The organism is Streptomyces sp. NPDC048383 (genome assembly GCF_040651775.1).
Lineage (GTDB): Bacteria > Actinomycetota > Actinomycetes > Streptomycetales > Streptomycetaceae > Streptomyces.
Map to the genome: position 1 here is coordinate 1 of NZ_JBEZKS010000104.1, position 13,604 is coordinate 13,604.

A 13,604-nucleotide genomic window follows, 5' to 3' on the forward strand; every position below is an offset into this window, starting at 1 on the left:
CCGCTACGACAAACGTGCCTACGTCTACCTCGGGACCGTCACCCTCGCGACCCTCATCATCTGGCTCCGCAGCTGATCCAAGAAACAGAACCTAGGCGCTTCCGGCCCCTCACGGCGACAGAGGCGCGCCAGTTCCTCGACGCGGCTCGTGCCGACCGGCTCCACGCGCTGTACGAACTCGCCCTGCGCACCGGACTCCGCAAAGGTGAACTCCTCGGCCTCCACTGGGAAGACCTCGACCTCGACGGTGGTACGGCCAGCATCCGCAGCTCACTCCAACGCACCCGGAGCAGCGGTCTGACCCCCCTGCCCACCAAGACCCGTGCGTCCGAACGCCACATCGCCCTTCCCACCGAGTGTGTCCACTCGCTGAAGAGCCACCGGCAACGTCAGGAGGTAGAACGCAAGGTGGCCGGGGTGGGCTGGAAGGACAGCGGGCTCGTCTTCACCAGGCCGGCCGGCGGACCGCTCGACCCGGCCAACATGACCCGCCGCTTCGGCCAGCTCCTCAACCGAGCCACGCTGCGCCGCATCCGCTTCCATGACCTGCGCCACTCCACGGCTACCCTGCTCCTGGAGCAAGGCGTCGAACTCGTCGTGATCAAAGAACTCCTCGGCCACGCCCACATCGGGGTCACCGCAGGCGTCTACGCCCACGTAAGACTCCGTCTCCAGCGCCAGGCCATCGACACTCTGGGCAACGCCCTCAGTCCGACGAGCGACCGACGGGACGACCCGCCTGCCGCAGCAGCTGTCCGCTGACGTTGCCGTCACCGTTGCCGTCAGACACCCCGGAAGCCCCGCCGGAATAAAGACTCCGACGGGGCCGCCTTCCGGTTTGAACGCTGGCGCCAAACTTGGTTGACTTAGTAAGGTGCAAGGATGACACAACGGTTTGCCGATATCTTGCAGGGCCTCATGGACAACCGTGGACTATCGCCCCGGGCTGTTAGCCGCGCATCAGCACGGGCTGAATCGACCATTCTGCAATTGCTCCATGGGAGCGTTCCACCGTCACCGGAAATAATGAAAGATATCGCGCCAGTGTTGCAGATCTCCGAAGCCGATTTGCTCACAATTGCTGACCTTGCATCAACACCAACCGCTAGCGCCCCCGGGCCCTACCGTAATTCGGCTGAGATCGGCGAGCTAGTTTCGATCGCGAGCTCGCTATCGGATGGACGATTTCGGCGATTGATCGACGTTGCCCGCAACCTGAAGTCGGAAGATCATAACTAAGCCGCAAGTCCGCCCCCCGCCCGTCCAAGTGGACGGACGGGGGGCGGGCTTGCGAGAACTCAACCGAAGTTGAAGGGGTCCCACCTCGCTCCACCCACGTTAAAGCCATTTCTGTTCAGAGCATCTCGCGCCACCGACTCCATCCCAGATCCATTCGGCCTATAGTGGCCGGAGAAGTTGCCGAATTCTGTGATGGATCCGTTTGATACGTCAAACGTGCCGGCCATGGTCACAGGCCTACCTCCAGAGAGGCTTGTATGCCCCGCCCATATGCCCTCATCGAAGATGCTCTCGTGAAACGTTCTCACTGAACCACCCGGCATCACGACGTAATGGTAATTGCCGTCTTGCAGATTTCCTCCCCTAGTCACCACTGCACTCTCGGGGAGGGGGGCCTGCGGGGTGGCGTCCGTGCCAAGGCGTCCCGCGACGTACATCCTGCTCTGAACAGTGCTTGGGCTGCAATTGTGCACAAGCGCCGGAGTTTTACCCGCCAGCACATAGTAAGTATGGAGGTCTGCAACGGTGAGGTTGTGGACGGTGGCCGGGGAAGTCCAGCGCTTGATCGCGGCGATTCGAACTTCAGTGCCAGCGCTGGTGCGGAGCCATTGGCCCGGCTGGAGGTCGGTGGCGTCCGTCCACTTGGCGAGGTCGACCGACCAGAAGGGGTGGTTGGCTGTGGCGGTTATCGCTTCGGCGCCGGCGCCGGTGTCGACGGTGATTTCGACAAGGTTCTTGCTGCCCTCGCCCTGAATGGTCGCCGTGATTTCCTTCGTCGCGGTTTCGCCGGTCTCGGGGTCAGTGGCGAGGACCTTCTCTCCGGTTTGCAGATCATCAATCGGCTTGGAGGAGCCGTCTGCCATCAGGACGAGCGTTCCGGTTGCGAAGCTGTTGGGGCAGCCGCCGGACCGAATCCGGGAGATCGCCTTGCCGACTCCCTTGCCGATGGCCCTGCCCGCTGCCGCGATGACCGGGCCTGCGGCTACGCCTAGGACGCCACCCGCTGCCCCCGCCGCGGCGCCTACGGCCATGTCCTTCAGGACCCCGAGGACGCTGTGGTCGGCGTTGGGGTCCATGAAGTTGCCGGCTGCGGCGCCGGCTGCGCCGGCTATGGCTCCGCAGCCCGCGGCTGCGGCGAATCCGACGCCGGCGGTGGCGACACCGAGTGCGGCTGCCGCGCCGATGCAGGCGGCTCCGACAACGACTTCGGTGGCTACGGAGACGATTGTCTTTTTGTGTTCTTTCCAGACTTCCTTCGTCCAGTCGACGGCCTTTCTCACGTTGCACATCGAGAAGACGCCACAGCCCTTGGGCTTGGGGGCCTGGGTGGTCTTCTTCTTGGCGGGCCCGGTGCCGGCCCTCGAGCCGTAGTAGGGCTTCGAGACCCGGTCCTCGGCCGTGTACGCGCTGTTGAAGTCACCCCGGAGGGCGCGTACGGGACGCTCGGGGTGGCCGACGGGGAGGGTGTCGTGGCGGGGGTTGTAGTGGCCGCCGCAGTGGCCGTTCTTGCAGTCGGTTTCGATCAGACCCGAGGGGTCGCTCTTGTTGACCGGGTTACCGCTGGCGTAGGTGTACCCGTTCATCTGCGTCGGGTTGGTGATGTCGATGATCGGGTCGACGGAGATGAAGCGGCCCGTGGTGGATTCGTACTCGCGGGCCCCGATGTGGGTCAGGCCGGTGTTCGTGTCGTCGATACCGGAGCCGAGGAAGCCTCGGCTTCCGGGCCAGCTGGAGGGTTGGGCGCCGCGGGGGTTGCCGTACGGGTCGGACTTGCGGCGCGTGACCGCTTGGCCGGTGGACTGCTCGATGGTGCTGGTCGCGGTGCCGTGGTGGTCGGCGAGCTGAGCACTGAGCTGGTGGTTGTCCGGCTTGCCGTAGGTGCGACGAATGGTGGTGGCGCCGGGTCCGCTGTAGTAGCGGAGGGCGTCGATGGCCTGGCCGGCCTTGTTGACGGTGATCTCCGTGTCACCGAGGTAGAGGGTGCGGGAGCTGCCGGTCTCCTCGATGAGGCGGTTGCCGCCGGCGTCGTAGAGGTAGGTGGTGGTGTGGTCGAAGGAGAACTGCTGGGGTCCGGTGCTGTTGCAGGACCAGAGCTGCAGGTCAGTGGTGTCGGCGGCATTGTTGGGGACGTCGACGCACTGGTTGGTGGCCGGGTTGTTGAGGGACTTGTCGCCGGCGCGGTAGACGAACTTCTGCTTGTCGCTGCCGTCGCAGGTGGCCAGGACCAGCTTGGCGCCGCTGGTCGTGAGGCATTTGTCGAGGGCGCGGACGGTGTTGTCGGTCAGGCGCCACTGCTGGGCCTTGGTCTCGTTGCAGGGATAGATCTGGACCGGGGTGCCGTCCGCGGTGCCGCCGGTTTCGACGTCGACGCACTTGCCGGACGCTCCGGTGAGGGAGACCGCTCCGATGCCGGGGCTGGTGGCCGAGGTGATCTTGCCTTGGCGGTCCCAGTTCAGGTTCTGGGTGTCGCCGCCGATGCGGCGGGTCTTGGTGTTTCCGGAGGCGTCGTATTCGTAGGAGGAGAGCGAGTTGACGGTGGAACCCGGGTTGCGGGTGGTCTTCTCCAACTTCGCCAGGGCGTGGGGCTGGGTCTTGACGGGCGGCTGGGCGCCGTTGGCGGCGGTGGTGATGCCGTACGTGTAGGTGGTCTCGTCGTCCAGCGCGCTGTTGGTCAGGTCGCGGTTGATGAGCTTGGTGCGGTTGCCGATGTTGTCGAACTGGTATTCCTGCCAGAAGCCGTCACCGTCCGGGCCGGCGGTGACGTCGGCGAGGCTGGGGCCGGTGCAGGCCGCCGTCTTGCCGGTCCAGGCATTGGTGAGTTGACCCATCGGATCGTAGGCGTAGCACTGGCGGTCGGCCCGGTCGCCGGGCTGGCTGTCGGTGACCGACGTGATCTGGCCGGCGGTGTCGTAGCCGTAGGAGACGTCGCTGATGCGGTGCGGTGCGGCCTCGCGGTCGCTGATCTGGTTGGTGACCTGACCGGTGTTCCGGTTGTACTGGGTGGTGGTCCAGACCCGGTTGGGGGCGTTGCCCGTCGCGGTGCGCAGGACCTGGCCGTAGGGGCTGTACTTGACGTCGGCGGTGTACCAGGCGAGGCCGGAGAGGCTCCGGGGCATGCCGTCGGCGTTGTAGCGCGTGATGAGCTTCTCGGCGGCGAGGCCGGCGGGAGTGGCCGGGAGGGTGGTCGACTGGACCTTGCCGGTCGGGGTGTAGGTGACAGAGGAGGCGTAGGTGCCGGCGAGTCCCTTGGTCGCGGGGACGTCGGGAATCGTGATCTTGGAGCCCGTCGGCCGGTATTCGGCGTCGTAGCCGGTGACCTCGCTCTTGTACGCCGCTCCGCCCTCGTAGCGGGTGGAGGAGACGGCCTGGCCCTTGGCTCCGGGCAGGGTGTCGAAGGTGTAGGAGGTGACGAGCGGGCCGTTGGCGGCGTCGTGGCGTACCTCGGTGGTGCGGCCGACGGCGTCGTAGGTCGTGTACTGGGTGCGGCCGCTGGAGTCCTTGGTCCAGATCTGCTGGTCGAGGTTGTCGAAGCCGAATTCGGAGCGGCCGGTGTCCGGGTCCTCCGAGGATGTCTTGCGTCCGCGGACGTCGTAGCCGTACTTCCACTGGTTGCCGGCCGAGTCGGTGACCTGGGTCAGCTTGTTGCGGACGTCGTAGAGGTAGGAGGTCTGGTTCCAGGTGGTGAGGTCGGTGGAGGTGGCGTGCTCGACCGCCGAGGTGCGGCCCAGCGGGTCGGTCCAGGTCCTGGACGCGGCGCTGCCCTTGAGGGGGGTCGTGCCGTCGACGGACATCGGCGAACGGGACAGCGTGAAGTCGCCGCCGTACTGCACGACGGAGGAGTACTGCGGTACGTCCGCGTGCAGGGTGGTGGAGCGCACGGCCCGGCCGAGGCCGTCGTAAGCCGTTTCGGTGGAATTGGGAACCTGGAAGACGCTCTCCGGAACGAAGATCTTCTTCTCGGGTGTTCCTTCGGCGTGGTAGCCGTTGTTGGTCCGTGTGACGGTGCCGTTGGCTCCGTAGAACGTGTCGGTGATCAGACGGCCGCCGCCGAGGGCCTCGCCCTGGCTCTGGCGGGGGCGGAACATGCCGTCGTAGATGGTGACGGCCTGGCTGTACGTGCCGTCGTCCTGCAAGGTGTTGCTGGTGACGACCGGGGGTTGGTGCTCGCTGATCTGGTAGGTGAAGGTGAAGGCCGCCTTGTCGGTTCCGGGCTTCTGCGACGGGGTCCATACGGCGGTCGAGCGGCCGAGGTTGTCGTAGGTGGTGGTGGTTTTGCGGCCGTTGGCGTCGGTGTCCTCGAGCGGGGCGCTGCGGCCCGGGTCGCTCCTGGTGCTGACGGTGTGGCCCAGTGCGTTGGTACCGGAGACAGTGAACGGGGTACCGGTGGCGGGGCTGTAGGTGGTGGTGACGATGTTGTTGGCGCCGTCGTACAGCTTGATGGAGCGGCCGAGGGCGTCGTACTCGGTGCGGGCCGTGGTGATCCAGCCGGTGCCGGCGGCGTCGTTGGTGTCGACCTGCGCGATGAGGCCCTTGCTCGGGGCCGCGCCGAAGGCGCCGGGTGCGTCGTAGGCGGTGCGGGTGTCCGCCAGGAGGGCCCCGGTGGCCGCCTGGGTGCAGTCGCCGGCGGTGGTGCGGACGCGCTGGGGCAGGCCGATCAGGTGCTTGTCGGTGTTGTGGACGTAGCTGGTTGTGGCGCACGTCTGGTGGGTGGTCTGCGTCCCGCCCGTGCCGTTGGGGCTGATCGCCTCGGTCTGGACCGTTTGTGTCAGGCCGTAGATGGGCTCGAAGGTGTTGCGGGTGCGCTGGGTGCGAGTGGCGCCGCCACTGATGGTCTCAATCGAATCGGCGCGTGAGGTGCCCGACCGGTAGGCGTCCAGCGCCGTGGTGCCGTCGCGTGGGCGGGAGGCGGTCTTTTGGCTCCAGGGCCAGGTGAGGGAGCGTGAGGAAACGCTGCCGCCCACCTTGGTGTACGTGATGCTCTCCGCCGGGATCCCCTGGTAGTGGGGGAGGTCCTCGCCGAGTTCCTCGGTACCGGTGGAGTCCTTGACAGTGATCTTGGGACGTCCGGCATCGCCCGACATGCCACGGAAGTAGCGGGTACGGGATTCGGACTGTTCGGTGGCGTCCGGCTTGCCCGCGTTGGCGGTGACGCCCGTGCGGACCAGCACGCTGGCGTAGCCGCGCCACTGGCTGTAGGTGCGCATCTCGGGCTTGGAGAACTCGTCGTCCTCCTTGGCCCAGGCGGCGTCACCCTCGTAGACGTAGGAGGTGGTGACGTCGGCCTGGCGGGCGACGCGGTCCCTTTCGGTGACCTTGTCGACGACGTACTTGTTGAACCACTCCAGTGGCGGCTTCTCCAGTTCGCCGTCCGGCGACCAGTGGACCGGGTAGCAGCGGGTGGTGTTCTCCTCCGGCTTCGGGTGCGTGGTGCCGACCGCGCAGGGCGCGGAGTAGCCGACGACGGTTTCTCCGCCGGTTTCGGTGCGGATGGTCTCGACGCGCAGGCGGTCGAAGTCGGGAGTGGCGTCCGTGGCGCTCTTCGCGACGCGGTTGGGCATGTCCCGGACGTTGGGGAGGAAGGAGACGGCCGGGAGCGAGGTGCTGTCCTGCTTGGCCGGGTTGCCCGTGGGTACGCCATACCCGGTGCGGGTGATGGACTCCAGCCACAGCGGCGGGTGGGTGTCGGTGCGCTGCCGGGGGAAGGACTGAGCCAGGTCCCAGCGGTCGACCAGGGACAGCCCGGTGGAACCCTCGGTGCGCTGGGCCTTGGTGACGACGGAGGTCAGGCGCTTGCGGGTCCAGAAGGTGGGCGAGGCGTTGTAGCAGTCCTTAGCGCCCGTCTTGCAGTGGAGCGTGGCGGGGGTGTCCCACCAGGGTTGCTTGCCGCCGTAGTTGTTCCCCTCGAACTCGGCGTCCGAGCAGGTCGTCGTGCCTTCCTTGATGCAGCGTTCCTCGACGAGGAACTCGATCTTGGCGGCCGGAGGGCCGGAGAGGTTGTCGTTGCGCAGGCCGTAGCTGATCTGGGTCGGGTAGCCAGCCCGGTGGTAGGGGACCGCTTCCTTGAACTTCTGGTTCTTGGCGTAGCGGTTGGTCTCCCGGGTCCAGTCGATGACCATCGCGTTGCCGTAGGGGTCTTCGACGTAGTCGAGGTTCCAGCGCCAGCCCTGGTCGCAGGCCGAGGCCGCGTAGGTGGCCTGGTGACATGGCTCGCCCGGGTGGTTGCCGATGACGGGGACGCTGAGGACCGAGTTGGTGACGGGCCGGATGCCCGCACCGTCGACGTCGTGGCGGCCGAAGAAGTACCGGACGCCTTCACGCGTGGTGACGACCCAGTACTCGCCGTCCTTGGCGCCGTTCGCGATGCTGGTGTCGGTCTTGCGCTCGATGCGGGAGCCGTCGTCGGAGGCCGGGATCCACTGGCCGGTCGCGGTGTCGTGGACGAGTTCGGTCGTGCTGCCGCTCAGCGACATCACGACGTTGTCGCCGGACCAGCAGAGGTCGCCCTTCTTCTTGTCGGTGGAGTTGTCGTTGTTGGGCTTGCTCGGGTTCGCTTTGAGGTCGTCCGAGCAGGAGCGGTACCGGCGCTCGATGTAGCCCGGCTCGTAGCCCCAGCCGTCACCGACCCAGGAGGCCTGGCCGTTGGCCACGGACGTTTTGCCGTCGACGGCCTGGGAGGAGTAGCCGAAGCCGATCTGTGGGGACGGGCCGGCCGGCGGGGCCGGGACCGTCAGCGGGTACGACCAGGAGAAGCCGCCGCCGCTTCCGCCCGCGGTCCATGAACCGGACGGGGAAAGGGAGGTGGCCTTGTAGGTGCCGCCCGCTCCGGAAGCGCCGTCGGAGGCGGCCAGGACCATCGGGCCACCTCCGCCAACGGCCATCGTGCGCATGCCCTGGCCGGGTGCGGTGGCCGGGTCGACGGTGGCACGTACGGTGCCGGTGGCGGGGTCGTTGGTGCTGGGGATGTCCTTGGAGACCGAGCACTCGGGAAGGTCGGGGGTGTCCAGGAAGCACGAGGGAAGCTGCTTGAGCTCCAGGCGGGTGGCCCACTCGGTGCCGTAGAGGTCCTTGAACTTCTTGTAGTCCAGCTGGACGTCGACGGGTGTGGCGCCGTCTGCGGGCGGGGTGACTTTGATGAGGGCGCCGTCGACGTTGGCGGCCTCGGTGACGGTGCGGCTGGCGACCGCGACCGACCAGGTGCCGGAGGGCGTGGGCGGGGAGGGGTTCTCCGGAGTCGGCGATGTCTTGCCGATGCTCACCGGGAGCCCGCCCGCCTGGACCAGTTGTTCGCCGGTTAGCGTGACGGGTTCCGCGCCGCCGGTGGGCGGTGTCACCTTCGACGGTTCGTACTCGGGTGGCGGCTGCACGGGAGCGCCGGCCCAGCCCTCGAGTTTGGCGGCGGCGATCTTGTCGAGTTTGGCCTTCAGGTCCTGTTGGAGGCCCGGTAACTGGACGCCGTCCCGGGAGCCCGGCGGCGCCGCCCAGGCTTGCGCCGGGAGCAGGGTCGCGACGAGGACGACGGACAGCACGGTGCCTACGCGCCCGGCGAGGCGGGTGCGTTTGACCCGCGCTCTCCTGTTTCCGGGCAGGCGGAAATTGTTCGCCGAGAACGGCGACATGTGGACCCCCCCCCACGATCTGCCGCCGCGCCGAGTCGGCGCCTGCGGCAGGCAACTGACGAATATCCCGCCGATTCTGCGTTCGTTTGCCGAAGAAAATCCACCACCCGAAAGGCGATGTGGCGTTTATCGCTTTACCGGATCCGTAAAAGTGAATAATTACCCCATATCAGTAGCAAGTGGCGGCTCGCGACGGCGGTCGATGAGGTGACGAAGTCGCAGGGATGGTTCATGCTCGGCTCGCACATCCATTGCATGAAAGGCGAGTGGGGAGCGAACCCTTCTTGTTCTGGACAGTGGCCTGAAACGTTTGCGAGTTCCGAGGGGTCGCGATTTGGCGTGCCCGAGGGGGGAGAAGGAGAACGTGAATCCGGAAAAACGGACGGGCGAAAGTCCGCCACTTCCTGCGGAACACCGAGAAGAAAACCGGCCATTACTCACCCGCCGGTCTGCCGGGCGTCGATTGGTAGCCGGACTGGCCATGCTGCTGGCCACCGCTGTGGCGATACCCATCGGCCTGAGCCTGCCTTGGGGCGAAAACGAGCCGATACCCGCCGCTGAACCGCAGCAGGGAACAGGTGAGCCCGTGGCCGCGGCGCAGGACAGCGCCGGAACGCCGACGGCCCCGGCCGGCACCGGGGACGGTGCCCGGGCCTCGCGCGGCGTGTCACGGGTGGCGCTGGCGAACCCGGCGTCAGTGCGGGCGGATACGCCCGATCCGCAGTGGAGCGAGCTGGTCAGGCTGAATGCCAACGGCCATGACCTGGTGCTGAGCTGGCCCGGGCCACTGCCCGCCCCGTTCATCTCCGGGCCTCGAGCCCTGTACGAGAACATCCGCCCCGGTATCGACCTCGTGATGACCGCCCAGGACGGCGGCTACTCCCACCTGGTGGTGGTCAAGGACAAACAGGCGGCCCAGGACCCGATGCTCGGTCAGCTGAACTACCGCCTGACCTCGCCTGATCTGACCTTCCACCTCGACGGGGATTCCCGCTCGGTCAGCGCGCGCGACGCCAAGGGCGAGGAGGTCGCCGGCGCTCCCACCCCCTACATGTGGGACTCCGCGGGTGAGGTCGCCGTTACGGAGGGCGAGCCGGTTCCGCAGCCGCCAGCCGGTGCCGCCCAGCACCCCACGCTCGGCCTCAAGGGCCTGTTCGGCGCGGAGGGCGCACACGCGAAGGTGGCCGACGCCGCCCTCAGCCCGGAGAACGTGCTCACCCTGACACCGAACGCCCAGCTGCTCAACGACGCCGATACGGTCTATCCGGTCTTCATCGACCCCTCTTTCAAGGGTCACAAGCAGAACTGGACCCTCCTGTACAAGACGCAAGGCAGCTCCAGCTTCTGGAACGGCCAGAACTACAACACAGGCAGTGGCGCAATTGAGGCACGTGTCGGATGCGAGGACAAGACACACGGCACATCACGCTCTGTTTTCGCCTTTGACTTCGGAACTCAGCTCAACGGCACGCAGATCCGTTCCGCCAATCTGCGAGCTTTGCAAACCTACTCGTACAGCTGCAGTCCAACCGCCTTCGACGTCTATCACACCCCGATGATCACCAGTTCCAGTACCTGGGACAACACGGGCGGCTTCTGGGGCAAAAGGATCGCCGGAGCGTCCACGGGGTACGGCTGGAACAGCTCCTGCCCCGACGCATGGGTGGGCGTCGACATCAAGTCCACCGTGGAGGAAGGCGCCCGCGGCTCCTGGCAGAGCCTCACCCTGGGCCTGCGCTCCGCGAACGAGAGCAACCCAAGTTTTTGGAAGAAGTTCCTCGCCAACGGCGAGAGCGCCCCGTACATCGAGATCGTCTACACCCGGGTGCCGAACACCCCCGTGCAGGCCGATATGAGCACCTCACCGGGCGGATCGTGTCTCACGCAGCAGCCTTACACCAAGATTGGCAAGACCGACGTGGCTTTCCAGGCCAAGGCCTCGGATGGTGACGGCAACCTGCGCCAGCTCAACTTCCGTATCTGGGCGACGGACGGCAGCTCGGTGGCGAACGAGTTCCGGGACACCAACAGCGACGGAGCGGCCGGCATCACCCTTGGCTGGGAGAAGTTCACCCCCGGCGTGACCTACTACTGGCTGGCCCAGGCCAACGACTGGGACGGCCAGTGGTCGGGCAGCGGCCCGCTGGACTCAGGCGGCGGCGGATGGTGCGCCTTCACCGTCGACCACACGCAGCCCACCGCGCCCACGATCCGCTCCGAGGACTTCCCCGCCCCCGGCCCCGACGGCGCCGAATGGAGCAAGAACACCCTCGGCCCCGGCAAGATCACCGTCATCGCCGGCGGCACGAACCCCGCGGACATCCGCGAGTTCCAGTGGTCGCTCAACCACCCCGTCTACGACCAGAAGGCCGTCCCCACCGCAGGGCAGGACACCGTCACCGTCGACGTGAATCCCGACAACGCGGGCCCGAACCTCTTCTACGTACGGATCGTCAGCAAGGCCGGGAACATCTCCAATCCCTTCATCTACACCTTCTACGTCCGCCCCCGCCCGGGCCTCGATGGCCGCGGCGACGTCACCGGTGACCAGAAGGCCGACCTGCTCGTCGTCGACGGGGCCGGTGACCTGCGCGTCTACCCGGCCGACGCCATCGGCGACGTGGACGCCTGGATGCCCGCCGCCACAGACAACGGCAAGCCCGCACCCGCCGGATACTGGAAGGACGCCGGCGGAAAGACCGCCCTCATCGGGCACTCCAGCGACTGGTACCCCGGCGACGGCATCACCGACCTCATCGCCCGCATGCCCGACGGCAAGCTGTACGTCTACCAGGGCGACGGCAACGGCCGCTTCGACATCGGCCGCCGCACCGAAATCCTCCTGCCCGCCGGCGCACCCGACCCGGCCACCCTCACCCAGATCGTCGTCGTCCCCGACATGAACGGTGACAACGCCGAGGATATCTTCGCCACCGCCGGCGACACCCTGTGGATCCTCACCGGCTACACCGGCGCCTCCATCACCGAAGCCCGCCAGCTTTCCGCGACCAGCTGGATCAAGCGCGACATCATCGACGTCCGCGACGTCAGCGGCGACGGGGTACCCGACCTCGTCTTCCGCGACGACGCAGACCCCAACCGGGGCCTGGCCCTACGCCGCGGCAAGCCCGGCACGGGCGGCGGCGCCGACATCAACTCCCTCGCCCTCGCGGTCAACTCGGCCGACGGCAAGGACCTCCCCTACGGCACCACCGGCTGGGACAGCACCACCTGGCCGCTCCTGCGCGGCACGCCCGACGTCAACAACGACGGCATCCCCGACATGTACCTCACCAAGAACGACGGCACCCTCCACCTGTACCACGGAGGCCGAAGCGTCCTCGGCGGAGGCTGGCGCGTCGAAGAGGACGACTGGAACACCTTCCGCACCCTCGGCTGACCGTCACCCCAGCAAGCCGACTCAATTCAGCAGCAAGCTCAAAGCCGGCCGATGCCCGGCCAGGAGAGGTTTCCTGGCCGGGCATCGGCCTCATCATGCATACCGTGCTCACTGGCGGGTTCTGGCCGCGCTTCTGTGATGGCTGCGCCGGAAGGGGGCTCGCGTCCAAGCCGGGCAGGGCGTAGGGCCGTACCCAGTGTCGGGGTAGGGGTGCAGCCGGTCGCGGTCTCGCGCCGTGCTACCTGCCCCGTGCCCCGCTTACCGTCCTCGACCTCGCCCGCCCGGCCGCCCGGGCCGCGCCTGCCGGCTCCCACCCGTTCCCGGGGCCCGCCGTACGGGCAGGGGCGGCGCGGGCAGGTTTCCTGGCCGTCGCCCTGGCCGCACTGGCAGTCTCCCTGCTCTGACTGCACTCCCGCCCGTACCGCGCCCCCGGAGCCCCGAGGGGACACCCGCCCTCGCACGACACAAGGAGAGCCATCGTGGCCGAACGTCCGATCCTGCTGTACGACGGTGACTGCGGCTTCTGCACCAGAGCGGTCAACACCGCCGTCCGCCTGCTGGACCCGGATGCCACCGTCACCCCCTGGCAGTTCGCCGACGTCGAGGCACTCGGCGTGACGGCGGAACGAGCCGACCGGGAGGTCCTGTGGATCGAGCCCGGCACGGGCGTCGTGCACGGCGGCGCGGACGCGGTGGCCCACCTGCTCCAGCGGGACCGCCGCCAGGCCGTGCGGTTCGCCGGCCGGGCCATGGCCCTGCCCCCAATCAGCTGGACCGCACGGCTCGTCTACCGGGCCGTCGCGGTGAACCGCCACCGCCTCCCCGGCGGTACGGCGGCCTGTTCCCTGCCCGCCCACCTGCGGCCCACCACCCGTGACGGAGCCTGAGACCACAACCCTCAGCCATCACCGCCCATCACCCGGCCATCACGATCCACCGGAAACCAGCCGACAGCACGAGGAGACGCACCCTCATGAACACCCACCCGCAGACCGGCCCGGCCGACCCACCGGGCCCGGCCTCCCGCCCCGAACAGGGCCGGAGCCGCTATTCACCGGCCGTCCGGATAGTCGGCTGCCTGCTGGGAACCGTCTGGTTCACCTCCCTGGCCATGTCGGGGGGCGAGCGTCCTGCCTGGCTGCGCGCGGCCTACGCGGTCACCGCCCTGGTATTCATCACCGGTGCCGGAGCGATCGCCGTCGCCCACGTCAGGCAACGCCGTAGCGGGGACGCCGCACGGTAAGGAGCCATCCCACGAGGCCCCCTGAGACCGGCCCGGCCATAGCGGACGATCTGGCACGCGTGTCCCGCGACCGCCTACCCCTCGACGGGGACGTCGAGGGGTAGGC

At 67.6% G+C, this 13,604-nt stretch carries 4 protein-coding genes and 1 pseudogene; 4 read left to right on the forward strand and 1 reads right to left on the reverse strand.

The genetic code is table 11. The annotated features are described in order from the left end of the window. Positions 1-90: 90 nt before the first annotated feature. A pseudogene (locus AB0D46_RS37325) lies at positions 91-762 on the forward strand (site-specific integrase); the annotation flags it as partial. A gap of 536 nt (positions 763-1,298) precedes the next feature. Here the strand turns inward: AB0D46_RS37325 and AB0D46_RS37330 are convergent. Continuing rightward, entirely contained in the window at positions 1,299-8,855 is a 7,557-nt protein-coding gene (locus AB0D46_RS37330) for a ricin-type beta-trefoil lectin domain protein (RefSeq protein WP_362884394.1), read from the reverse strand. A 586-nt stretch (positions 8,856-9,441) separates the two neighbouring features. Between AB0D46_RS37330 and AB0D46_RS37335 the strand changes: the two genes are divergently transcribed. The 3 genes from AB0D46_RS37335 (at position 9,442) to AB0D46_RS37345 (ending at position 13,498) form a co-directional block, all read left to right on the forward strand. Next, positions 9,442-12,255 (forward strand): DNRLRE domain-containing protein, encoded by a 2,814-nt coding sequence (locus tag AB0D46_RS37335; RefSeq protein WP_362884396.1) that lies wholly within the window; start codon positions 9,442-9,444, stop codon positions 12,253-12,255. A 479-nt stretch (positions 12,256-12,734) separates the two neighbouring features. Further along, complete coding sequence (locus AB0D46_RS37340) at positions 12,735-13,142, forward strand: DUF393 domain-containing protein (protein WP_362884398.1); 408 nt, start codon at positions 12,735-12,737, stop codon at positions 13,140-13,142. Between the two features lie 86 nt (positions 13,143-13,228). Then, positions 13,229-13,498 (forward strand): hypothetical protein, encoded by a 270-nt coding sequence (locus AB0D46_RS37345; protein ID WP_362884400.1) that lies wholly within the window; start codon positions 13,229-13,231, stop codon positions 13,496-13,498. Positions 13,499-13,604 lie beyond the last annotated feature (106 nt).